This window comes from Luteimonas suaedae (genome assembly GCF_008312895.1).
GTDB lineage: Bacteria > Pseudomonadota > Gammaproteobacteria > Xanthomonadales > Xanthomonadaceae > Luteimonas > Luteimonas suaedae.
The window spans coordinates 30,491-53,006 of sequence record NZ_VSSP01000016.1; the positions used below are offsets into that span (position 1 = coordinate 30,491).

Here is a 22,516-nt window from a genome sequence, read left to right on the forward strand (position 1 = left end):
ACCGTTCCAGCCCACCGAATACCCCGCCCTCCTCGGAGTCACAGATGAGCACGATCGACGACGCAGTCAACACCATCCAGGACCGTCTTTCGCAAGGCCTCCTGGACTGGGACGTCAGCCACGGCGACCTGACCGACATCAGCAGCACGTTGTCAGGGCTCACCCCGAGCGAGCGCAACCAGGTCGTCAGCCAGCTCGAGGCCGACGACCTGAAGAACTGGGCGCAGGAAGTCCACGGAAACATGGGCAGCCTGAGCGCCGGCGAACGCCAGGACCTGTTCAAGAATCTCGCGGAGGGGCTGGACGGCGAACAGCTCACGCGGGTCGTCAACGCCTTCGAATCGGAAGGACTCGGCGACAGCGTGCGCGAACTCGGCACCGCGGTGGCGACGCATGCCGACTCGGCCACCAAGACCGACTTCGTGTCCCACATGGCCGACCGCACCAACAGCGGCGACGACAACTACAATCCGGAGCCGACGCACAAGAATGACGTCACCGACACCCTGCGCGCGGATCCCGATGCGCAGGCGGTCGCGGAGGTGCTGGGCAGCCTGGAAGGCGACGACTTCGACACCGCCGTCGGACACCTGGACGGAGCGCAGCTCGACGCGGTGCTGCAGGCCGGCATCTACCAGGCCGAAACCAGCACCCGCAACGGCAACATCACCAACTTCGACAGCACCGTCGCCACCCGGATCGTCGAAGCCGCCGCGACCAGCAACGATCCCAGCGTCAAGGGCGCGGTGTTCACCGCGGCTGCAGAGCGGCTGGAGCTGATCCAGAAGGGCGGCGACAACGGCGCCGTCATCGGCGATATCGGCGTCGACAGCCGCCACGAGCCCGCCCGCACCGGCCTGAGCGACGCGATGCTCGGCCTGCTGCAGAGCGACACCAACGGCGTGGTCACCGAGATCCGCACCCAGTACGACCTCAGCGGCACCTCGCTGACGACCCTCAACCGCGAGTTGATCGGCGCCGGTCGCGAAGCCGACATCAGGAACGTGATCCTGCAGCTGCAGCAGGGCAACGACGGCGGCGGCAACGCCTACGAAACGGTCGCCGGCAGCGACGTGGTCGCACGCAACCTGGGCCTGTTCACCGGTTCCGCGGTCAACGCGATTTCCGACCTGAACACCGAGCGCAAGGACCAGGCGGAAACCTTGAAGGGCATCTTCGGCACCGCCTACGGCGCGGCCGGCGCGGCCAATCCGGGCGCCGGCGTGATCGCGTCGGTCGGCAACGGCATCACCACATCCGCGATCAACAGCATCATCGGCAGGTTCGAATCCAGCGACGGCGACACCGCCACCGAACTGGCGCAGGCGTTCTACGAACTGTCGATCCCGCGCGATGCCGACGGCTACATCGACGACTCGTCCGACAGCACCATCCAGGACCTGAAGACCGAGTTCGCGGCCGTCACCTCCACCGACATCGACTGAGCATCGCCCCCCGCTCCGCCCCGGCGGCGGAGCGGTGGCATCCACTGGCAAGCCCGGCCCGCCGCAGCGCAAGACGGTGGCCGATGCCGTGTGCCGTCGCCGGGTTCGCTATAGTGCCGGCACCCAAGCCCGGCCCGCCTGGAGGACCCGATGCCCCGTCTGCATGCGTTCCTGCTGTCCTGTTTCGCGCTCGCCGCCACGCACGCGGCCGTGGCGGCGTCTCCACCCCCGGAACGTCTGCAGACCGGCAACCGCGTCACCGAAAACGTACCGGAAATCCCGGCCGAGCTGCTGCAGCGGCTCAACCGCTACCAGAACACCCGCGGCGCGAGCGTCGCCGGGTGGACCCGTGAGGGCTGCCTGCTGATCGGCACCCGTTTCGCCGAGACCACCCAGGCGCACCGGGTGTGCGAGCCGCTGGGCATGCGCGAGCAACTGACCTTTGAGCCGGAACGCATCGGCATCGGCGACACCGCGCCGGCGGGCTCGGGACTCGATGGCTTCGTCTACAGCAAAGACATCGGCGGCGACGAGTTCTGGCAGCTGTTCTGGTACGACCTGGCCACGCGCGAGAGCACGCTGCTGACCGACGGCAAGCGCAGCCGCAACCAGGGACCGCTGTTCTCGCACGACGGCGCGCAACTCGCCTGGAGCAGCACCGCGCGCAACGGCACCGACACCGACGTCTGGGTGATGGACTTCGCCTCCCGGCAGGCGCGCCCGGTGGTCACCGAAGGCGGCAACTGGAGCGCGGCGGACTTCTCGCCTGACGGCCGCCGCATGCTGGTCACCCGGTACGTCTCGATCAACGAGTCGTATCCGGGCGAGGTGGACCTGGCCAGCGGCGAAGTGCGGATGTTCCCGGTCGACGGCGGCAAGGCCGGGTTTGGCGATTTCCGCTACGCGCCGGACGGCGAGGGCGTGTTCTACGTCTCCGACGAGCCGATCGACGGCGAGCCGCAGGAGTTCCGCACCCTGCGCTACCACGCACCCGGCAGCGGCGCGCCGAAGATCGTCAGCGGCCATATCCCGTGGGACGTCAGCGGTTTCGAGGTCTCCGACGACGGGCGCCACCTGGTCTACGCCACCAACGAGGACGGCATCGCCCGGCTGCATCTGCTGCGCCTGCCCGCGCTGACGCCGGTCGCGCTGCCGGAACTGCCGGTCGGCGTGTTCGGCGGCGCCAGCTTCTCGCCCGACGGCAGGCGCCTGGCGCTGACCCTCAACACCGCCACCTCGCCCAGCGACGTCTACGTGATCGACCTGGCAGGCGGCGGGCTCGCGCGCTGGACCCGCAGCGAGGTCGGCGGGCTGGACAGCGACGCCTTCGTCGCGCCGACGCTGGTCCGCTATCCCACCTTTGACGCGGTCGACGGCCGGCCGCGCACCATCCCGGCGTTCTACTACACACCGAAGACGCCGGCGACGGGCGGGAAATACCCGGTGGTCGTGAGCATCCACGGCGGCCCGGAGGGCCAGGCGCTGCCGACCTTCAACCCGACCTTCCAGTTCCTCGCCAACGAACTCGGCGTGGCGGTGCTGGTGCCCAACGTGCGCGGCTCCTCGGGCTACGGCAAAACCTATCTGCAGCTCGACAACGGCATGCAGCGCGAGGACTCGGTGAAGGACATCGGCGCGCTGCTCGACTGGATCGCGCAGCAGCCGGAGCTCGACAGCGAGCGCGTCGGCGTATACGGCGGCAGCTACGGCGGCTACATGGTGCTGGCGTCGATGATGCACTACAGCGATCGCATCCGCGCCGGCATCAACATCGTCGGTATCTCGCACTTCGGCACCTTCCTGAAGAACACCGAGGACTACCGCCGCGACCTGCGCCGGGCCGAGTACGGCGACGAGCGCGATCCGGAAATGGCGGCGCACTTCGAGCGGATCTCGCCACTGAGCAATGCCGAACGCATCGCCGCGCCGCTGTTCGTCGCCCAGGGTCGCAACGACCCGCGGGTGCCGTACACCGAGGCCGAGCAGATCGTCGAGGCCGTGCGCAACAACGGCCAGCCGGTGTGGTTCCTGATGTTCGACGACGAGGGTCATGGCTTCGCGAAGAAGTCCAACAGCGACTACTTCGGCGCCGCGGCGATGTTGTTCTGGCAGCGGTTCCTGCTCGACAGCGGGACGGGCGCGGCGGACTGAATGCCCCGCCGCCGGCGTCGCAGGCCGCATCGCCGGCCTGCGTGCGGGCGGCGTGCCGTCAACCGATGTGCTGGAACTCCAGCAGCGGCGCGGGCGCCAGCCACGGCAGCAGCCAGTGGTCCACCAGCAGGAACGCGAACAGCGCCATCAGGTAGACCACTGAATAGTTGAACACGCGCATGGCGAAGAATTCGTCCGGTGGATCGAGCAGCCGCCATGCGTACCAGAGGAACATGCCGCCCAGCACCAGCGCGCCGCCGAGATAGAACACGCCGCTCATGCCGGTGACCCACGGCAGCAACGTGACCAGCAGCAGCAGCACGGTGTAGAACAGGATCTGCCAGCGGGTGTAGGTGACCCCGTGGGTGACCGGCAGCATCGGGATCAGCGCGCGCGCGTAATCCTCGCGGCGGAAGATCGCCAGCGCCCAGAAATGTGGCGGCGTCCACACGAAGATGATCAGCACCAGCAGCAGCGCATGCGGATCGAGGGTGCCGGTGATCGCGGCCCAGCCGAGCGCCGGCGGCGCCGCACCGGCGATACCGCCGATGACGATGTTCTGCGGCGTGGCGCGCTTGAGAAAGCCGGTGTAGACCACGGCGTAGCCGATCAGCGAGGCGAAGGTGAGCCCGGCGGTGAGCGGGTTGACCAACACGATCAGGATCGCCATCGCCGCCGCGCCCAGCAGCACCGCGAACACCAGCACCTGCACCGGTCTGAGCGTGCCGGTGGCCAGCGGCCGGTGCGCGGTGCGCGCCATCAGCTTGTCGATGCGCTGGTCGATGAGATGGTTGATCGCGGCGGCCGAGGCCGCGGCCAGCCAGATCCCGAGCAGGCCGAACAGCGCCAGCCGCAGCGGCGGCAAGCCCGGCACCGCCAGGAACATGCCGACCAGCGCGGTGAACACGATCAAGGCCACGACGCGCGGCTTGGTCAGGCTCCAGTATTCGTGGGCGATGCTCGGCATGCTAGCGTCGCCTCCCCGCCCGGCGCGCCCGTCCACGACGTGGCGCGCTCATGCCGGCTCCTCCAGCCGCGCCAGCAGCGACACCAGTACGAACAGCAACAGCGCGGCGCCGGCATTGTGCAGCACCGCCACCGACAGCGGCAGCGACAGCTTGACGTTGAGGATGCCCAGCAGCACCTGGCCGATGGCCAGCCCGCCCAGCATGCCGCCCCAGCCACGCAGGCCGGGCGTGCGCAGCAGCCGGGCCGCGATCCACATCAGGGCGGCGAAGACCACCACGGCCATCATCCGGTGCGCCATCTGGATGGCGATCCGCGCCTCGCCGCCGAGCACGCCGCCCTCATAATCGGCGCCGAGGCCGCGCCAGAGCACGAAGCCCTCGCGGAAATCGCTGCGCGGCCACCACTGCCCGACGCACCGTGGAAAGTCGTTCCAGTGCGCGCTCTCGGTGACCCAACCGCCGCCGCCGCAGGCCAGCGCCGCATAGTTGGCGCTGACCCAGCCGCCGAGCGCGATCTGCAGCGCCAGCAGCACCACGCCGGCGATCAGCCAGCGCCGCAACACGATCGCACCCGCCAGCCGGATCGGCACGTCGGTCGCGCGCCACGCCATCCAGGTCAGCAGCGAGAAGGTCAGCAGGCCGCCGAGCAGGTGACCCATGACGATGATCGGCTTGAGCAGCAGCGTCACCGTCCATTTGCCGAGCAGCGCCTGGAACACGATCACCGCCAGCGTCAACGCAGCCGCGCGGGCGAGATCGAGATTGGACCAGCGCATCGCCGCAAACAGCAGGATCGCCTCGCCCAGCCCGGCCAGCCCCAGCGCAACGCCGTGATGCCCGGCCATGTAGGCCGGAATCGCCCCCGCCACCAGCAGCGAGGCGCCGACAATCTGGGCGATTCCGTAACGGCGCCGGCGCGCGGCCAGCAGCGCCAGCACCAGCACCAGCACGCCGAGCGCGGCGGCGATGTGGCGGTGCACCTGCTCGCGCCAGGCCTTGTGCGCCTGCAGCGGACGGATCTGGCTGGCGGCGTGATCGCTGACCTCTTCCGGCGCCTGTGGCCAGGCGGCGCGCCCGTAGCAGGTCGGCCAGTCGGGACAGCTCAGGCCGGCGTCGGACAACCGCACGAACGCGCCGAACACCACCACGCACAGCGTCAATACCACCGCGAACCAGGCGATGCGGTGGAAGTGCTTGTACAGCGTGGGGGAAAGGCGGCTCATCTGTTCGCGGTCATTGAATTTCGAGGCTCGGGAAGGGCTAAACCCCCGTCATCCCAGCGCAAGCGGGGATCCATTTTGCAGTTGCTCGTTGCAGGCCAACTTCCTAAGCGACGGCAGGATCAATATGGATCCAGCTTGTGCGGGGATGACGAGCAAGCGGCGACCAGCTCTTCCGGGACCGGGCCCCAGCCTAAATCACTTCAACTTCAATAGCCTGGCCATGTCGGTGCGCAGGTGCCCCGGATCGAAGCCGGGAGCGTAGCGCAGAATCACGAATCCGTTCGGATCGATCACGTACACCGGCACGCCGGCGGGATCATCGACGCGCGGCAGGCCCGCGCGCAGCGCCGGATCGGGCGCCAGCTCGCGCAACGCGGCGTTGCGCACGGCGGCCTCCGGCAATTCGCCGATCCACAGGATGTGCACGCGGTCGGCCTCGCGTCCGAACAGCTGCCACACGGTGTCGAGCTGCGTCGACAGCGTCACGCAGGGTTCGCCGCAGTCTGCCGGTGGCGCCAGGGCGATCCGCCACTGGCGTTCGATCGGTTGCCAGTGGTACGGGTCGCCGTCGCGCAGCCGCGGCACCACCTCGCGCAGGTCGCCCGGCGGCTGCAGCAGTTCACCGTGGTTGCGCGTGCCCTCCGGGCGCCAGCCGGAAAACCGCAGCACGCCGGCAACGACCGCGCTGCCGAGAAAGATCACCACGATCAGGATCAGCAGGCCGCGATTGCGGTTGCGCTGGCGGTCGGGGATGGATCGGGGAGCGTTCATGGCGTGCTGTCCTGAGGTCGCCTGCGACGACGGAAAGTGAGGACCAGCGCGGTGACCAGCACCGCGAGCGCGAGGCCGTACCACTGCACGGCGTAGCCGAGATGCCGCTCGGGCGGCAACGTGTTCGGCAGCACGTCGAGATCGCGCGCGTAGCCGCCGGGCAGGTCGGGGTCGAGCCGCAACACCCGCGGCGCCAGCGCCGGCAGTCCGAGCGCGCCGGCGACCGCGACGGGATCGAGCGCGATCGCCAGCAGGGTGCTATCGGCCTGCGGCTGCAACGCGGCGGCGGCGATCCCGGCCGACGGCGGCGGCGCCAGCAGGCCGCGGACGTGCGTGTCCGCCGGCGACGGTGCGATCGACGGCATGTCGCGGTCCGGAGGCAGCGGCAGCCAGCCCAGATCCACCAGCAGTGGATCACCCGCATCCGGCACGAACACGCGGTACACGCGCACGCCGGGGCGACCGCCGCGCTGCTGGTTGTCGAGCAACACCGGCGGCAGGTCCGGGTAACGGCCCTGCCCGGCGGCCCAGTCGTAGTCGCGCGCACCCGCGGGATCGGCAGCGACGGCCAACGGCTGCGCGTCACGCTGCTGCAGCGTGCGCGTCGCCGCGTCCAGCAGGGACTGCTTCTGCTGCTGGCGCCCGAGCTGCCAGCTGCCGAGTCCGGTGAACAGCGCGATGCCGGCAAGCGCCAGCGCCCAGCCGAACAGCAAGGTCCGGGATCGGGTCACGCCGGTTTACCGCGCAGCTGCGATAATAATGCGCGTTCGCGCAGCCGCGCGCCGGAGCCCGCCATGAGCGATTCGCTGAAAACCCTGCTGGTCGTCGCCTTCCTGATACTCATCCTCTGGAACCTCGGCGCGGGCCTGTACTACATGCTGGTCGACAAGGGCGAGACCAAGCGCACGGTGAACGCGCTGACCAAGCGCATCGGCCTGTCGGTCGCCCTGATCCTGCTGGTGATGCTGGCGATCTGGATGGGCTGGATCGAGCCGCATGGGGTCGGCGGCTAACGCCGCCGACGTGATTGGTGATTCGTGATTCGTGATTGGTTAAAAGCAGGAGATCGGCGGCACGCATGCCGCCGATCTTCCGCGAGGTGATCCGCCCTGCCGCTCTTGCGAATCACCAATCACGAATCACCAATCACGGCTCTTAGAGCACGTAGACAAACAGGAACAGTCCCAGCCACACCACGTCGACGAAGTGCCAGTACCAGGCCACCGCCTCGAAGGCGAAGTGGTTCTCCTTGGTGAAGTGGCCCTTGAGGCAGCGGAACCAGATCACCAGCAGCATGATCGTGCCGAGGGTGACGTGGGCGCCGTGGAAGCCGGTCAGCATGAAGAACGTCGAGCCGTAGATGCCCGAGCCCAGGGTCAGGTTGAGGTCGCGGTAGGCGTGGATGTACTCCTCGGCCTGGAAGAACAGGAACACGCAACCCAGCAGTACGGTCAGGCCCAGGAACAGCAGCAGACGCGTGCGCTGGCCGGCCTTGAGTGCGTGGTGGGCGATGGTGACGGTTACGCCGGAGGTCAGCAGGATCAGGGTGTTGAGCAACGGCAGACCCCACGCCGGGATGGTCTGAAAGCCGCCGCCGACCTCGCCCGGGCCGCTGGTCGGCCAGGCCGCGCTGAAGCCTTCCCACAGGTAGGTATTGGTCGCCACGCCCTTGACACCCTCGCCGCCCAGCCAGGGCAGCGCGTACTGGCGGGCATAGAACAGTGCACCGAAGAACGCGGCGAAGAACATCACCTCGGAGAAGATGAACCACACCATGCCCATCCGGAACGAGGTGTCGACCTGCTTGTTGTAATACCCCGAGACCGATTCGAGGATCACGTCGGCGAACCACTTGAACAGGATCGCCGCCAGGCCGGCGGTGCCGACCAGGAACACGGCCCGGCCCCAGCTGACGTCGTTGAACCAGCTCGCCAGGCCGAACATGGCGACGAACAGGGCGACCGAGGCGAACACCGGCCAACGGCTGCCGTGCGGCACGAAATAGAGGTTCGTGTCGTGCTGTTGCTGGGCGTGTGCTTGGGCCATGGCTCGGATTCCGGTTCGGGGACTGCGTGAGGGTGAGTTGGGTGGGGTCAGCGCGCCGCCAGCGGCGCGACGGTCGGCGCCGTCTGCGACAGGCGCTCGGTGGCGAAGTCGTTCTTGAAGAAGGTATACGACAGGGTGACGGTGTTGACCTCGGGCGGCAGCGCCGGATCGATGATGAAGCGCACCGGCATGTCGCGGGTCTCACCCGCCTCCAGGGTCTGCGCGGTGAAGCAGAAGCACTCGGTTTTCTGGAAATAGCCCGAGGCGCGCGCCGGCGCCACCGACGGCGTGGCGCTGCCGACGATCGCGGTGTCGCTGTCGTTGTGCGCGTAGTAGGTGGTCTCGTACTGCTCGCCCACGCGCACCTGCATCCGGGTCTGGTTGGGATGGAACGACCATGGCAGCTTCGAGTTGACGCTGCCGTCGAACTCCACCGTGACCATGCGCCCGGGCACCGATGCCGGCGCGGTCGCGGGCACCGCGGCCGCGCTGTTGTCCAGGCGGATGCCGAACACCTTCTCGCAGGCGATCCGGTACATCGGCACCAGCGAGAAGGTGAACGCGAACGCGGCCACCGCGATGCCGACCAGCTTCAACACATCGGTCCTGCGCGCGCTCATTGGCCGACCACCCCGGACAGGATGAAGACGGCGTAGATCGCGACCGCGATCACGGCGACGATCAACGCGGTGCGCCGCGCGCGCCGCCGTCCCGCGGCGACCCGCGGATCGCTCGCGCGCGACCGGTCGTCACGCTTCCCGGTCATTGCTGTGGCCCGCGGTGTCGAGGTGCGCACTGGTGTCGTCGTAGTCGAGATGCTCGAAATCACCGTGCGCCAGGTCGCCGTCGCGGATCACCGGCGGCGTGCTGAAGGTGTGGTGCGGCGCCGGCGAAGGCACCGTCCATTCCAGGCCGCGGGCCGCTTCCCACACGCGCGCCGGCGCCGGCTCGCCGCGCTTGAGCGAGTGATAGAGGATCGCGAACATCATGAACGGCGTGGCGAACATGCCGAACGCGCCGATCGAGCTGATCAGGTTCCAGTCGGCGAACACCACGTTGTAGTCCGGAATACGGCGCGGCATGCCGGCCAGGCCGAGGAAGTGCTGCGGGAAGAACAGCAGGTTGACGAACACCACGCTCCACCAGAAGTGGAACTGCGCCCAGCGCTGGCTGTACATCCGTCCCGACCACTTCGGCCACCAGTAGTACACCGCGGCGATGATGCCGAACAGCGCACCGGTGACCAGTACGTAGTGGAAATGCGCGACCACGAAGTAGGTGTCGTGGTACTGGAAGTCGGCGGGCACGATCGCCAGCATCAGCCCGGAGAAGCCGCCGATGGTGAACAGCACGACGAAGGCGATCGACCACAGCATCGGCGCCTCGAAGGTCAGCGAACCCTTCCACATCGTGCTGACCCAGTTGAACACCTTCACGCCGGTCGGGATCGCGATCAGCATGGTCGCGAACATGAAGTAGATCTCGCCGCCCAGCGGCATGCCGACGGTGAACATGTGGTGTGCCCAGACGATGAACGACAGGAACGCGATCGCCGCGATCGCGTACACCATCGCCTGGTAGCCGAACAGCGGCTTGCGGCTGAAGGTCGGCAGGATCTCCGAGACGATCCCGAACGCCGGTAGGATCATGATGTAGACCTCGGGGTGGCCGAAGAACCAGAAGATGTGCTGGTACATGACCGGATCGCCGCCGCCGGCGGCGAAGAAGAAACTGGTGCCGAAGAACTTGTCGGTCAGCAGCATGGTCACCGCGCCGGCCAGCACCGGCATCACCGCGATCAGCAGGAACGCGGTGATCAGCCAGGACCAGCAGAAGATCGGCATCTTCAGCAGGTCGATGCCGGGCGCGCGCATGTTGAGGATGGTGGCGATGACGTTGATCGCGCCCATGATCGAGCTGATGCCCATCATGTGGATGGCGAAGATCGTGAACGCGACGCTGTTGCCGCCCTGCAGCGACAGCGGCGGATAGAGGGTCCAGCCGCCGGCCGGGCCGCCGCCAGGCATGAACAGCGTCATCAGCAGCATGGTGAAGGCGAACGGCAGGATCCAGAACGACCAGTTGTTCATGCGCGGCAGCGCCATGTCCGGCGCGCCGATCTGCAGCGGGATCATCCAGTTGGCCAGGCCGACGAAGGCCGGCATCACCCCGCCGAAGATCATCACCAGCGCGTGCATGGTGGTCATCTGGTTGAAGAACATCGGCTCGACCAGCTGCAGGCCCGGCACCGTGAGCTCGGCGCGGATGACCACGCTCATCGCGGCGCCGATGACGAACATCAGGAAGCTGAACAAAAGGTACAGCGTGCCGATGTCCTTATGGTTGGTCGAGAAGAACCAACGCTCGACGAAGCCCTGCTTGTGCTCGTCGGACGGGTGGTGATCGGCGGTTGCGGTATGCGTGGACATGAACGTCTGCCTGGAAAACTTCGATTGGGGCCGATCAGCCGGCGGCGGGCGCGGCGATCTCGGGATCGGTGGATTCTGCGGAGGCTGCGGCCGGCGCGGCCTGCTCCTCCGGCTGCGGCTGTTCCGGCTCGGCCGGGGGCGCGTTCTTCGTCTTCTCGGCCGCCAGCCAGGCGTCGAACTCGGCGCGCGGCACCGCGCGCACCACGATCGGCATGAAGCCATGGTCCTTGCCGCACAGCTCGGCGCACTGGCCGCGGTACACGCCCGGCTCGGTGATCTCGGTCCAGGCCTCGTTGACCAGGCCGGGGATCGCGTCCTGCTTCCAGCCCAGGGCCGGCACCCACCAGGAATGGATCACGTCGTCGGCGGTGATCACGAAACGGATCTTGGTGTCGGTGGGCAGCACCAGCACGTTGTCGACGTCGAGCAGGTAGTTCGGATGGGCGTCGAGCTCGGCGCGGGTGACGGCGCGGTTCTGCCGCAGGCGGTCGCTGTCGCGATCCAGGCGGCTGGTGAAGGCCACGTCCTCGCCCAGGTACTCGTACTCCCACATCCACTGGTAGCCGGTCACCTTGACCGTCATTTCCGAATCGCGGGTGTCGTACATCGCGATCAGCTTGCTGGTCGCCGGCACCGCCATCACCACCAGGATGATGATCGGCACGATGGTCCAGATGATCTCGGCGGTGGTGTTATGGCTGAACTGGGCCGCGACCGCGCCCTTGGACTTGCGGAATTTCACCATCGCGAAGGCCATGGCGCCGAACACGAGGATGCCGATGGCCACGCACACCCACAGCACGAACATGTGCGCGTCGTAGGCGTGCTGGGAGGAGGCGGTCACGCCACGCCCCATGTTCAGCTGCCAACGCTGGGGATCGGCGGACTGCGCGAACGCGCTCGCGGACAGCGCCATCGTGGCGAGGCCCAGGGCCCATTGCTTGAAACGACCGGCTTGCATCACTTTCGAACCCCGAATGCCTCGTTGGCGTCTGGCTGTTGGCTGGCGGGAGCGCGGCCGAACCCGCACCCCGGCAGGGCCTGGGGCAGGACAATTCGGCCGCGTGCTGTGGAAAACCCGCAAATGGTAGCGGCGACAGGCATTTGCGGGCAAGTCGCACGTGCATCGATCCGGGCCGATACCGCAAGAAATCGGGCCCGAATGGGCCTGTCGCGAGGTGACCACAAGCCCTAGAATCGCCTGCCCTGCCCGCCCCCGGTGTGCCGTGTCCGCGATCCTGTCCCCCGAACTGCCCGACGCACCGCCACCGCCGCGCGCAGCGGTCACCACCCTGTGGAGCCGCGACGAAGCCGAGCACCTGCGCGAACTGCTGGCGCAGGCGCGCCTGCCCGAATCCGATCGCGCCGCGGTCCAGGCCGCCGCCGCCGACCTGGTGCGGCGGGTCCGCGCCCGCGCGCAGGACCAGGGCGCGATCGAGGCGTTCATGCAGCAGTACGACCTCGGCAGCGAGGAGGGCGTGCTGCTGATGTGCGTGGCCGAGGCGCTGCTGCGCATTCCCGACCAGGACACCACCGACAAGCTGATCCGCGACAAGCTCGGCGAGGCCGACTGGAAGCGCCACATGGGCCAGTCCGAATCGGTGCTGGTGAACGCCTCCACCTGGGGCCTGATGCTGACCGGGCACCTGGTCGACCTGGCCGACGACACCAAGCGCGACGTGCATAACGCCTTCAAGCGCGTGGTCGGCCGCGTCGGCGAGCCCGTGATCCGGCTGGCGGTGCGCCAGGCGATGCGGATCATGGGCCACCAGTTCGTGATGGGGCGCACGATCGGCGAGGCGCTGGCGCGCAGCCGCAAGGGCCGCAACGCCGCCTACCGCTACTCCTTCGACATGCTCGGCGAGGCGGCGCTGACCGACCAGGACGCACGGCGCTACCTACAGGCGTACCACGACGCGATCGATGCGATCGGTAAGCAGACCGCTGCGCAGCGCCGGGGCGACGCCCACGGGCCGGACGGCGATTTCGCCGCGTCCTCGATCTCGGTCAAGCTGTCGGCGCTGCATCCGCGCTACGAGCACGCCAAGCGGCGGCGGGTACTTGCCGAGCTGACCCCGCGCGTACTGGAGCTGGCACGGCGCGCCAGGGCCCTCGGCATCGGTTTCACCGTCGACGCCGAGGAATCCGAGCGCCTGGAGCTGTCGCTGGACGTGATCGCGGCCGCCTACGCCGATCCGTCGCTGGACGGCTGGGAAGGCTACGGCCTGGCGGTGCAGGCCTACCAGAAGCGGGCGCCGGCGGTGATCGATTTCGTGATCGACCTGGCCCGCCGCCACGGCCGCCGCATCCCGCTGCGCCTGGTCAAGGGCGCGTACTGGGACAGCGAGATCAAGCGCGCCCAGGTCGAGGGCCATGCCGGCTACCCGGTGTTCACCCGCAAGCCGAACACCGACGTCTCCTACCTGGCCTGCGCGCGGCGCATGCTGGCGGCGACCGACGCCCTGTACCCGATGTTCGCCACCCACAATGCGCATACCATCTGCGCGATCGAGCGCATGGCGGCGCTCTACCTGCCGGAGGCGGCCCGGTCGCAGCCGACGCCGTACGAGTTCCAGAAGCTGCATGGCATGGGCGACGACCTCTACGCCGAGGTCATTCCGGCCGACCGCATGGGCGTGCCCTGCCGCGTCTACGCGCCGGTCGGCAGTCACGAGGAACTGCTGCCCTACCTGGTCCGACGCCTGCTCGAGAACGGCGCCAACTCCAGCTTCGTCAACCGTATCAGCGACGAGGACGTGCCGATCGAGGACCTGATCCGCGATCCGGTCGAGACGGTCGACGCCTTCGACAGCATCCCCCACCCCCGCATTCCGCTGCCGGTCGACCTCTTCCGCAGCCAGGGTGCCGACAGGAGCAATTCCATGGGCATCAATCCCGCCGACGACGCGCAGCTGCGGCAGCTCGCCGAACAGGTCAACGCGGCGGTCGCCAGCGTTGCCGACACCGGCTGGCACGCCGCACCGCTGGTTCCGGGCGCGCAGCCATCCGGTCCCGACATCACCGTGACCAATCCCGCCGATCGCCGCCAGCGCGTCGGCCACTGGCAGGCCGCGGACGAGGCGACGGTCGAGCGCGCCCTGGCCAACGCGGTCGCCGCGCAGCCCGGCTGGGACGCGACGCCCGCAGCGTCGCGTGCCGCGATCCTCGAACACGCCGCCGGGCTGCTCGAATCACGCATGGCGCAGTTCATCGCCCTGTGCACCAAGGAGGCCGGCAAGACCATCCCCGACGGCGTGGCCGAGGTGCGCGAGGCGGTGGACTTCCTGCGCTACTACGCCGGCCAGGCGCGCAAGCTGTTCGTGCCCGAGCCGCTGCCCGGCCCGACCGGCGAGACCAACACGTTGCAGCACAACGGCCGCGGCGTGTTCGTCTGCATCAGCCCGTGGAACTTCCCGCTGGCGATCTTCACCGGCCAGGTAGCCGCCGCGCTGGCCGCCGGCAACAGCGTGCTCGCCAAGCCGGCCGAACAGACCAGTCTGGTCGGCTACTACGCCGTGCAGCTGCTGCACGAAGCCGGGATTCCGAGGGACGTGCTGCAGTTCCTGCCCGGCGACGGCGCCACCGTCGGCGCGGCATTGACCAAGGATCCGCGTGTGGACGGGATCGCCTTCACCGGCTCGACCTTCACCGCGCGCGCGATCAACCGCGCGCTGGCCGCGCGCGACGCGCCGATCGGCGTGCTGATCGCCGAGACCGGCGGCCAGAACGCGCTGATCGCCGACTCCTCGGCGCTGCCCGAACAGCTGATCAAGGACGTGATGGCCTCGGCGTTCACCTCGGCCGGACAGCGCTGCTCGGCCGCGCGCATCCTGTTCGTCCAGGACGACGTGGCCGACAAGGTGATCGAGATGCTGGCCGGTGCCATGGCCGAGCTGCAGGTCGGTGATCCCGGCCTGCTGTCGACCGATGTCGGCCCGGTGATCGACACCGACGCGGTGAAGATGCTCGACGAGCATGCCGAGCGCATGGCCGGCGAGGCGCGGCTGATCGCGCAGGCGCCCGGTGGCGATCATCTCGCCCACGGCACCTTTTTCCTGCCGCGCGCCTGGGAGCTGAAGTCGCTCGACCAGCTCGACCACGAGAAGTTCGGCCCGGCGCTGCACGTCATCCGCTGGAAGGCCGATCAGCTCGAACGCGTGATCAGTGCCATCAACTCCACCGGCTACGGCCTCACGCTCGGCATCCACTCGCGCATCGACGAGACCGTGGAATTCATCGCGTCGCAGGCGCGGGTCGGCAACGTCTACGTCAACCGCAACCAGATCGGCGCCGTGGTCGGGGTGCAGCCGTTCGGTGGCCAGCGCCTGTCCGGCACCGGCCCCAAGGCCGGCGGTCCGCACTACCTGCCGCGCTTCGCCACCGAGAAGGCGGTGACCATCAACACCACCGCCGCCGGCGGCAACGCTTCGCTGCTGACACTGGGGGACTGAGCCGCGTCGCCTCCTCCGCCGGGTTCCTTGGCCTCTCCCGCACGGCTCTCTTGTAGGAGGGGCTTCAGCCCGCGCCAGGCAGACGCATCGGTGCCAACCACGATGAACGCGCCGCCGCGCGTTGCGAAGGGAAACAACGGCAGAGAGCATTTACTGCTATCCCGCGGTCGGGGCTAAGGCCCCTCCTACAAAGGCAGGCGGTGGAGTGGGCCCTAGGGCTGTCCGAGCGACTCGCGCAATGCGCGGTCCTCGGCCTCGAGCGCGGCGATCGCGTCGGCGCGTTCGTTGACGAAGCGGTTGGCGACGCCTTCCTGCACGGCGGTGGAGTTGCGGCTGAAATGCGCCAGTTCGCCGTCGGCATTGCGGCGCCCGCGCTCGTCGTAGACGGCATCGATCACGGCGCGATCGAAGCCCGGCTCCCAGTCCTGCAGGCCGGCCTCGTGCACGCCGTTCACGGCGTTGGCGACGATGTTGCTGTTCGGGCCGTGCTGCACCGCCGTCGACCAGGCGACGTTCTGCAGCGCGCGCGAATGCTGGCCGAGGTCCAGGCCGGGCGTGGCCACGCTGCCGTCGGCCGCGGTGACGGTGGTGCGCGATTCGACCCGGTCCGCCTGCACGTCGTAATGGGTGCGCTGGATGTAATCGTGCTGGGCCTGCTGGAAAGCCGCCGGCTCGCGCGCGGCGACCTCGCGCCAGGTCTGGCTGAAGGCCGGGGTGCCCGGCCGCTGGCCGGCGAACTCCGCCGCCCAGGCTGCGCCCTCGTTGGCCAGGAATTCCTGCGGCCGGCCGGCCGCGGTGGACAGCTGGTAGCTGCCGTAGGACACGCCGCCGATGTCGCCGCGCCCGGTCGACACCGTGCCCGGCCCGCGGCCGCCGGTCTCGTAGTGTGCCGACAGGGAACCGAGCTCCGGCTTGTCCTGCGGCCCCGGCACGCTCAGTACGTCGCCCGGATAGACCGTCTCCAGATTGACGATGCCGTTGGCCAGCGCCAGGTCGCGCATGTCGACGCCGAAGGCGGTGGCGATGTCCTGCGGCGTCTGTCCCGGCTGCATGGCGTAGCAGACCGGGCCCTCGAGCTCGATCGGCTGCTGCGAGGCGATCGCCTCGGCGACCTGGCGCTGCGCGGCCGGATTGTCGAAGGCGCTGCCGGCCTCCAGGCGGGTCGCGGACAGGCCGGAGTCGGCCGACGTGCCGTCCCGGACCGTCGAAGAAGAATCGGAACCGCCGTTCGCGGTGGGATGGCTGCCGGTGGAATCGACGCTGTTGCTGTCCATGACGACCTCGTCGCAATCGCAAGATGCCTCAGGAATACCGCGGCGACCGCCGCCACCGACACTGGGGTCGACCCCAGAACCGCCGGCGGATGTCTCAAGCAGTGACGCTATTCACGGTTCCAGCATGCCTGCGGTAACGGCGGGCAGTCGGTCAGCAATTGCGGCGCGTCGGTACGCAGGTAGCGCCCGCTCAGCACGGTGCGCAGCGGGCAATAGTCGAAATCGCCGCTCAGCGTGGCCGCCCAGCCGTCGAACGCCAGCTCCAGCGTGCGCGGATGCTGCGCGAGTTCGCGCGCCTCGAAGCCAAGGTCGGCGCTTTTGAACGGCACGAAGCGGGCGCGCAGGCGATCGCCTTCGAGCGTTCCTTCGGCCACCGCGTAGCAGTCGGCGCCGGTGGCCACGCCATCGCCCGCACCACCTGCGCCGTGCACCTCCACCCGGTACGCGCCGGCGCGATCCGGCAGCGCGACCACCCGCAACTCAGCGAGCGCCGGGGCAGGCACCGCGTAGACGCCCTCGGCCGACGGCGGCGTGTCCGCTGCGGCGCAGCCGGCCAGCAGCAGCACCCCGATCGCCACCAGGTCGCGCGGCATGACGGACGAATTGAGGGCGGTGGCGGCGAATCGCATCGGCGGCGGTCCTGGTCCTCGGGCGCCATATCTCTACCACATCCGCTGATATCGCCAGGCCGCCGCCATCCCGGGAACGAGCGGCGTGCCGAAGCGACGCTCGTCCGCCACCCGCGGCTCTGCAGCCGCGGCCGGGCGGATTGCCCCACGTCACGGGTGGCTGCCTGCCGATGACGTGCCCGGTGCCCGTAGATGCCGCAACGGCAGCGGTCCGGTTCATCCGTGCGCTCGCCCGGTGCGTTCGCCCCACAGGCCGAGCGCCTCTTCGGCAAGCACGTCGGGACGCTCCTCGGGCCAGAACAGTTTGCTGTCCGCAAGCAGCCGCACGCCGCGGGAATTGCCGAACGCGTCATCGAGGAACCGCGGACTCCCAGCGGCGAAAATCGTGTCGGCGGCGCCCCACACGATCCGCGTCGGCGCCGCGGCACGCTTCAGCGCCGGGCCGATCCCCTCCAGCACGTTGCGTTCCAGTGCGACGGCATAGGCGTGCGCCATCTGCCTGCTCCGTTGCGAGTCGAGCAGCGGCGCGAAGTAGGTGTCGATCGCTTCGTCGGTGGGATGCGCGGGGTCGGCGTAACACATCCCGCCGATGCCCTCGGCCGAGCGCGCGAGCGGCTTGTTGGCGCGCCATACGCCCAGCCATTCGTCCACGAACCGGCCCTGCCTGGCCAGCTCGATGACCGGCAGCAACGCGGGCGGCGGGCAGTCGTTCTCCGCATCGCAGTTGGTCAGCAGCAGCGTGCGTACGCGGTCGCCATGCCGCGCGAGCAGCAGTTGCGCAACGGCGCCGCCGCTGTCGTTGGCCACCACGTCGACCCGAGCCACCCCCAACGCGTCGAGCAGGGCCACCAGCATGGACACCTGATCGTCCGGCGCGCAGCCCTGCCCGTCGGCGACCCGGGTGTAGCCCATGCCGAGGAAATCCGGCGCGATGCAGCGCCGGTACGGCGACAGCCGCGCCAGGGCGCCGCGCCACTGGAACCCGTTGAGCGGGAATCCGTGCAGGAACAGTGCGGCCTCGCCCGAGCCGCGCTCGACGCAGGCGATGTCGCCGAAGTCCGTCCGGACGTAGCGGCGCAGGCCGTGGAACTGTGCGGCATCGGGGTCGGATTGGAGATCCGCGGACCGCCCGGGACGCGGCACGCACCCGGCCAGGGCAGCGGCCGTGAGCGTGCCCGCGGAAGTTGCAAGAAACGCCCTGCGGTTCATGCCTGACCCTCCTCCACGGGCGCTTCCTCCGCGGAAGCCGTGACCGCGACCGCGGCCCAGTGCGCCCGCAGCTCGCGGTTGAAGTCCTGCCAGCGCTCCTCGGGGAAGAAGATGCGCGCCCCCTCGAACTCCACGCGCCGCGTCGTCCCCGGAATGGTCCGCTGCAGCCATTTCGACCATTCCAGTGGGAAATAGGCGTCGTCGGTGCCCCAGGCGACCAGCGTAGGGACCTGCAGCCGTCGCAACCTGTCCTCGATGGCCAGGGTGTGACGGCAATCGAACGCATTGACGAAGCGCTCGAGCTCGCGCATCCGCCCGGGCGCGTCGAGGAACGGGCGCAGGTAGGCTTCGATGGTCTCGTCCGTCACCGCCTCCGGCCGCTCGTACGCCGGCGCCAGCGCCTCGCGGTACGCCGCCTTGTCGGCGAGCATGCCGGTGAGCGCGCCTTCGAGTCCGCCCGCGGCCACCATCGCCACGAACGGCTGGAACGCTTCGGGCGGCCAGTTGTCGTGGGCATCGCAGTTGGACAGCACCAGGCTGCGCAGCCGCTGCGGATACAGCGCCGCGAAGATCTGGCAGATGCCCCCGCCGCTGTCGTTGCCGACCAGGTCCACCTGCTCGACCCCGAGTGCATCGAGGAACTGCGCCAGCATGTGCGCGTTCGCGGTCACCGAGACGTCCTGCCCTTCGGCCGCCTCGGTATGGCCGTGCGCGAGCAGGTCCACGGCGATACAGCGCCGCGCATCGTCCAGTGCCGCCAACTGGTGCCGCCACAGGTAGCCGTTGAGCAGGACGCCGTGGACGAACAGCGCCACCGGGCCGCTGCCGCGCTCGACGTAGCTGATCGTGCCGGACGGCGTCGCGGCCGTCCGGCGTCCATCGAAGAATCCGCGCGCGTCCGTCACGACCGCGCCCCGGTTTCGCGCAACTTCCGTGCGCACTCCTCGCAACACGCTTCGACGGTGCGGCCGCCGATCTTGACCTCGACGACATCCCCGTCTAGCGGGGAATCGCATGCGGCGCAAGTCTTCTGTGTCATGACGTTCTCCGTTTCATGCCCGCCATCCGGGCATGCGCAGGAGACCATCGCGGCAGCTCCGCCGCTGTCGAAAACTTTAGCGATCGGCGAGGCGCTCAGGCGCCCTTGGCGAGCGCCGAGCGCCGGAACGCGGACGGCGTGCGGCCGTAGGCCTGCTTGAAGGCGGCGGCGAAATGGCTGTGGCTGGAAAAGCCGAGGTCCAGTGCCAGCGCCGACACGTCGTCGCAGCGGACGACCAGGTCGAGCGCGCGCGCCAGCCGCAGGCGCAGGTGATAGCGATACATCGGAACGCCTTCGACCTGCTGGAAGGCCTGGGTCAGGTACACCGCCGAGCCGCCGATCTCGGCCGCGACCGCGGCCAGGCTCCAGCGCCGCCCGAGGTCGCTGGCCAGCAGCACCTTGACCCGGTCCACCAGCCGGCGCCGCGCGTGGGTGGCGCCGGTCGCGTGCGCGGTGCGCGCCCCCAGGCTGCGGCAGGTCAGCGTCAGCGCCAGGCTCTCCGCCTCCAGCGGTTCGATGCCGTCGTTCCGCAGGCTGTGGCGGAGCAGCGCCACCAGCGCCTGCGCGCGCGGATCGATGCGCAGCGACTGCATGCGGAAACCGGGCTCGTCGCGCTTGTGCAGCCAGCCGGCGGGCGCGATCTCGTGCAGCAACGACGGCGAGACCAGCAGACTCAGACAGGCATCGCCGCCGACCACCGGATGGCTGACCTGATAACCCTCCCACGCATTGAAGAACAGCACGTGATTGGCGTCGGCCACCGACTGGTCGCCGCCGACATGGCGCAGATAGAGGCCGCGATACGGAAACACCAGGTGCGTGGCGGAAGCGCATTCCTCCGCGCTGCGATGGCGGCAGTCGCCCGGGCACAGCACATCGCTGACCGCCACGGTATCGGTGTCGAGCAGGCGGCTGACCTTGAAGTCCGGCATCGGTGCGGGGGGCGTCGGTCGGTGCGCGTGCAGTCTATCGCAGCGTCTGCTTCCGCACCGCCGCTTCCGACGCACCCGTTGACCCGGGCGCCGACGCCAACAACCGGTCGGCAGCCTCGGCGATCTCCTGGATCGAAGATTCGGAATAGCCGTTGTGCGTATAGGCGAGCCGTCCCGCTCTGTCGATCATGAACAGCCGCGGCACCGCCTGCACGCCAAACGCATCGGAGATGGCGCCATCGCGGTCATGGGTCATGGTCACGGTCAGCTTCCTCAGCTGGCGCAGGAGCGTCCGATAGGTCCGCGGCGACTCCTTGAAGTTGACCACCACCACGTCCATCCGCTCGTGCCCCGCCGCCTGCTGCAGGGCCTCCAGCACAGGCAACTGCTTGCAGCAATAGCCGCACCACGACGCCCAGAAGCTCACCACCACCACCTTGCCGAGGCGGTCGCTGATACGCACCTCTTCACCCTGCGGCGTCTTCCCCAGCAGATCCGGCGGCTCCTCGCCGATCGCCGGCGCCGCGTGGGCCGACGCTGCAAGAAGGCAGCCCACCACCACCCCGACCATGTGGCCGATTGCCGATCTCCCGCTCATCTGTGCCCCTGTCATGACCATTGGTGGATCTTGCACCTTCTCCGTCCGGATCGCTCGCATGACAGGATCGCGCTATCGTCAAACACCAAGGCTGAGCCCCGCGCGCGGCAGGTCCTTGGCTACCGCCGCTTCACTGGCATCGTTGGCCGGGTATGCTCCCACCCCGATTCCCGAACCGGCTAGACCGCCCGCAGTGCGCATTGATCGAGGCGTTACATGTAGGTGGAGCAGGCCCAGCCGCGTATGGCATAGCCGGATGCCTCATCCCCGACCACGCCATCGATCTGACCGACGATGATCGATTCGGCAAGGCCGGGATCCAATAGGTGCCGGAGTCTGCAATCGTCCTCTTTCCAAAGGATTCTTGTACCTAGCCGGCTTGACATCCGGGCTCGGAATGGATTTAAACCCCACCACCGAGTCATGTTTGTATCCGTCGACGAAGTTGACCGGATTGTTATTCATCGTGTCGAATCAAATCTCCAGCGATCGGAAATCCGTCTTCAATGCCACGGCACTGTCCAGAGCGACAGGGACACCGGCCGGCATTGCCTCCAACCTGGCGGTCCATTGTGCCTCGCACCAGCCCGCCAACTCGACACAGAACTCGAATGGGATCTGCATGCGCGCCGGAATGGCACGCCCCGCGACCTGTTCGGGAGCAAAGCGGCACCCTTTCACCGATAGCGCCACCTCGCGTTCGAACAGATGGCGGTAGCCGTTGCCAGCGCTGCCGGTGAACGTCGTACCGACAAGTTCCGCCCTGCCGGTAACGTCGACATTGACGTCCGCGACGACATGAGCGCTGACTCCGGACCTGAGCGCAGCGCTGGGATACCTAGGCGCCGACATGGTGTCAACAAGAGCGCCGGTCCTTGCGCTGCCGATGCGCAGCAAGACCGTACCGTCGCCGGCATCCTCGCCGATCACCTGGAGTGTGAGCCCCGTGCGCGTTTCAACAGTCTGGCCGTCCACCTTGCCGGGCTCGAACTCAAATCGCTTCACGACAGATCCGAGCCGACCGGCGATCAGATCCTGCTCCGGGTGCAGGTTGTGCCATGCGAGCGCCGTGACGCGGCCGGACTCATCGATGACGATGTCTGCCTTGACCCACAATTCCATCAGATCGCCCTTCGGCGACGCCGACGCGGCGAGGCAGCAGCATCCGGCGACCAGCAGCACGACAAGATAGCGAAATATCATGGCGCCCCTCTCTTTTTAATAATTCGCACATGAACTGAACTTCCTTGGCTCTATTGATTATATACATGCATATGTCGGCATGCTAAAGAGAACGGCCATGGGCGGGCGCGATCTGTTCCTCATTGACCTTCGACTCTTCATGGCGAGA

19 protein-coding genes and 1 pseudogene are annotated in these 22,516 nt (G+C 68.4%); 4 read left to right on the forward strand and 16 right to left on the reverse strand.

Annotated elements, in window-relative coordinates; translation table 11 throughout:
- The first annotated feature begins 44 nt into the window (after positions 1 to 44).
- Both FXO19_RS17450 and FXO19_RS17455 read left to right on the forward strand, forming a co-directional pair.
- Positions 45 to 1,445, forward strand: coding sequence for a hypothetical protein (locus FXO19_RS17450; RefSeq protein WP_149196394.1), 1,401 nt, complete (start codon positions 45 to 47; stop codon positions 1,443 to 1,445).
- A 150-nt stretch (positions 1,446 to 1,595) separates the two neighbouring features.
- Complete coding sequence (locus tag FXO19_RS17455) at positions 1,596 to 3,596, forward strand: S9 family peptidase (RefSeq protein WP_149196395.1); 2,001 nt, start codon at positions 1,596 to 1,598, stop codon at positions 3,594 to 3,596.
- A gap of 58 nt (positions 3,597 to 3,654) precedes the next feature.
- On the opposite strand, the gene cyoE is transcribed toward FXO19_RS17455, so the two are convergent.
- The 4 genes from cyoE to FXO19_RS17475 all read right to left on the reverse strand — a co-directional run bounded on the left by cyoE (position 3,655) and on the right by FXO19_RS17475 (position 7,289).
- Entirely contained in the window at positions 3,655 to 4,563 is a 909-nt protein-coding gene (gene cyoE, locus FXO19_RS17460; protein ID WP_149196396.1) for a heme o synthase, read from the reverse strand.
- Between the two features lie 48 nt (positions 4,564 to 4,611).
- Positions 4,612 to 5,787 carry a COX15/CtaA family protein gene (locus FXO19_RS17465; RefSeq protein ID WP_149196397.1) on the reverse strand — a complete coding sequence of 392 codons (1,176 nt, stop codon included), beginning with the start codon at positions 5,785 to 5,787 and terminating at the stop codon, positions 4,612 to 4,614.
- Positions 5,788 to 5,982: 195 nt separating this feature from the next.
- Positions 5,983 to 6,558: a hypothetical protein gene (locus FXO19_RS17470; protein WP_149196398.1), complete on the reverse strand. Its 576-nt coding sequence runs from the start codon at positions 6,556 to 6,558 to the stop codon at positions 5,983 to 5,985.
- A complete protein-coding gene (locus FXO19_RS17475; RefSeq protein WP_149196399.1) occupies positions 6,555 to 7,289 on the reverse strand; it encodes an SURF1 family protein in 735 nt (244 codons plus the stop codon). Before FXO19_RS17475 ends, FXO19_RS17470 begins: the two co-directional genes overlap by 4 nt.
- Before the next feature lie 63 nt (positions 7,290 to 7,352).
- On the opposite strand from FXO19_RS17475, the gene FXO19_RS17480 reads away from it, so the two are divergent.
- Positions 7,353 to 7,571: a twin transmembrane helix small protein gene (locus tag FXO19_RS17480; protein ID WP_149196400.1), complete on the forward strand. Its 219-nt coding sequence runs from the start codon at positions 7,353 to 7,355 to the stop codon at positions 7,569 to 7,571.
- 142 nt (positions 7,572 to 7,713) lie between these two features.
- On the opposite strand, the gene FXO19_RS17485 is transcribed toward FXO19_RS17480, so the two are convergent.
- From FXO19_RS17485 to coxB, 5 genes and pseudogenes are all read right to left on the reverse strand, one after another.
- Complete coding sequence (locus tag FXO19_RS17485) at positions 7,714 to 8,604, reverse strand: cytochrome c oxidase subunit 3 (protein ID WP_149196401.1); 891 nt, start codon at positions 8,602 to 8,604, stop codon at positions 7,714 to 7,716.
- Positions 8,605 to 8,651: 47 nt separating this feature from the next.
- Positions 8,652 to 9,224: a cytochrome c oxidase assembly protein gene (locus FXO19_RS17490; protein ID WP_149196402.1), complete on the reverse strand. Its 573-nt coding sequence runs from the start codon at positions 9,222 to 9,224 to the stop codon at positions 8,652 to 8,654.
- Positions 9,221 to 9,370, reverse strand: coding sequence for a hypothetical protein (locus tag FXO19_RS19330; protein ID WP_187775835.1), 150 nt, complete (start codon positions 9,368 to 9,370; stop codon positions 9,221 to 9,223). The genes FXO19_RS17490 and FXO19_RS19330 overlap by 4 nt, the downstream gene beginning before the upstream one ends.
- A gap of 49 nt (positions 9,371 to 9,419) precedes the next feature.
- Positions 9,420 to 11,033, reverse strand: a pseudogene (ctaD, locus tag FXO19_RS17495) (cytochrome c oxidase subunit I); the annotation flags it as partial.
- A gap of 34 nt (positions 11,034 to 11,067) precedes the next feature.
- Positions 11,068 to 11,994 carry a cytochrome c oxidase subunit II gene (gene coxB / locus FXO19_RS17500; RefSeq protein ID WP_149196404.1) on the reverse strand — a complete coding sequence of 309 codons (927 nt, stop codon included), beginning with the start codon at positions 11,992 to 11,994 and terminating at the stop codon, positions 11,068 to 11,070.
- A 235-nt stretch (positions 11,995 to 12,229) separates the two neighbouring features.
- Here coxB and putA point away from each other — a divergent pair, with 235 nt between their 5' ends.
- Positions 12,230 to 15,484, forward strand: a complete 3,255-nt coding sequence (putA, locus tag FXO19_RS17505; protein WP_255516493.1) for a bifunctional proline dehydrogenase/L-glutamate gamma-semialdehyde dehydrogenase PutA — start codon at positions 12,230 to 12,232, stop codon at positions 15,482 to 15,484.
- Positions 15,485 to 15,696: 212 nt separating this feature from the next.
- Here putA and FXO19_RS17510 read toward each other — a convergent pair whose 3' ends face one another.
- From FXO19_RS17510 to FXO19_RS17540, 7 genes are all read right to left on the reverse strand, one after another.
- Positions 15,697 to 16,758: a LysM peptidoglycan-binding domain-containing protein gene (locus tag FXO19_RS17510; RefSeq protein ID WP_149196405.1), complete on the reverse strand. Its 1,062-nt coding sequence runs from the start codon at positions 16,756 to 16,758 to the stop codon at positions 15,697 to 15,699.
- A 107-nt stretch (positions 16,759 to 16,865) separates the two neighbouring features.
- On the reverse strand, positions 16,866 to 17,387 hold the full coding sequence (locus FXO19_RS17515; protein WP_149196406.1) for a hypothetical protein: 522 nt from the start codon (positions 17,385 to 17,387) through the stop codon (positions 16,866 to 16,868).
- Between the two features lie 216 nt (positions 17,388 to 17,603).
- Positions 17,604 to 18,596, reverse strand: coding sequence for an alpha/beta fold hydrolase (locus FXO19_RS17520; protein ID WP_149196407.1), 993 nt, complete (start codon positions 18,594 to 18,596; stop codon positions 17,604 to 17,606).
- Entirely contained in the window at positions 18,593 to 19,501 is a 909-nt protein-coding gene (locus FXO19_RS17525) for an alpha/beta fold hydrolase (protein ID WP_255516489.1), read from the reverse strand. Before FXO19_RS17525 ends, FXO19_RS17520 begins: the two co-directional genes overlap by 4 nt.
- Positions 19,502 to 19,730: 229 nt before the next feature.
- The gene (locus FXO19_RS17530; protein ID WP_149196409.1) at positions 19,731 to 20,567 is read right to left on the reverse strand and encodes a helix-turn-helix transcriptional regulator; all 837 of its coding nucleotides are present in this window, start codon (positions 20,565 to 20,567) and stop codon (positions 19,731 to 19,733) included.
- Positions 20,568 to 20,601: 34 nt separating this feature from the next.
- Entirely contained in the window at positions 20,602 to 21,138 is a 537-nt protein-coding gene (locus FXO19_RS17535; RefSeq protein WP_187775836.1) for a TlpA family protein disulfide reductase, read from the reverse strand.
- 501 nt (positions 21,139 to 21,639) lie between these two features.
- Entirely contained in the window at positions 21,640 to 22,368 is a 729-nt protein-coding gene (locus tag FXO19_RS17540; protein ID WP_149196411.1) for an energy transducer TonB, read from the reverse strand.
- Positions 22,369 to 22,516 lie beyond the last annotated feature (148 nt).

Coding starts and splice junctions, on each gene's coding strand:
- FXO19_RS17540 (WP_149196411.1), bottom strand. CDS start 22,368: ATGATATTTCGCTATCTTGTCGTGCTGCTGGTCGCCGGATGCTGCTGC.
- FXO19_RS17450 (WP_149196394.1), top strand. CDS start 45: ATGAGCACGATCGACGACGCAGTCAACACCATCCAGGACCGTCTTTCG.
- FXO19_RS17485 (WP_149196401.1), bottom strand. CDS start 8,604: ATGGCCCAAGCACACGCCCAGCAACAGCACGACACGAACCTCTATTTC.
- FXO19_RS17510 (WP_149196405.1), bottom strand. CDS start 16,758: ATGGACAGCAACAGCGTCGATTCCACCGGCAGCCATCCCACCGCGAAC.
- FXO19_RS17520 (WP_149196407.1), bottom strand. CDS start 18,596: ATGAACCGCAGGGCGTTTCTTGCAACTTCCGCGGGCACGCTCACGGCC.
- FXO19_RS17490 (WP_149196402.1), bottom strand. CDS start 9,224: ATGAGCGCGCGCAGGACCGATGTGTTGAAGCTGGTCGGCATCGCGGTG.
- coxB (WP_149196404.1), bottom strand. CDS start 11,994: ATGCAAGCCGGTCGTTTCAAGCAATGGGCCCTGGGCCTCGCCACGATG.
- FXO19_RS17480 (WP_149196400.1), top strand. CDS start 7,353: ATGAGCGATTCGCTGAAAACCCTGCTGGTCGTCGCCTTCCTGATACTC.
- FXO19_RS17455 (WP_149196395.1), top strand. CDS start 1,596: ATGCCCCGTCTGCATGCGTTCCTGCTGTCCTGTTTCGCGCTCGCCGCC.
- FXO19_RS17535 (WP_187775836.1), bottom strand. CDS start 21,138: ATGGTCGGGGTGGTGGTGGGCTGCCTTCTTGCAGCGTCGGCCCACGCG.
- FXO19_RS17470 (WP_149196398.1), bottom strand. CDS start 6,558: ATGAACGCTCCCCGATCCATCCCCGACCGCCAGCGCAACCGCAATCGC.
- FXO19_RS17465 (WP_149196397.1), bottom strand. CDS start 5,787: ATGAGCCGCCTTTCCCCCACGCTGTACAAGCACTTCCACCGCATCGCC.
- cyoE (WP_149196396.1), bottom strand. CDS start 4,563: ATGCCGAGCATCGCCCACGAATACTGGAGCCTGACCAAGCCGCGCGTC.
- FXO19_RS19330 (WP_187775835.1), bottom strand. CDS start 9,370: ATGACCGGGAAGCGTGACGACCGGTCGCGCGCGAGCGATCCGCGGGTC.
- FXO19_RS17515 (WP_149196406.1), bottom strand. CDS start 17,387: ATGCGATTCGCCGCCACCGCCCTCAATTCGTCCGTCATGCCGCGCGAC.
- FXO19_RS17530 (WP_149196409.1), bottom strand. CDS start 20,567: ATGCCGGACTTCAAGGTCAGCCGCCTGCTCGACACCGATACCGTGGCG.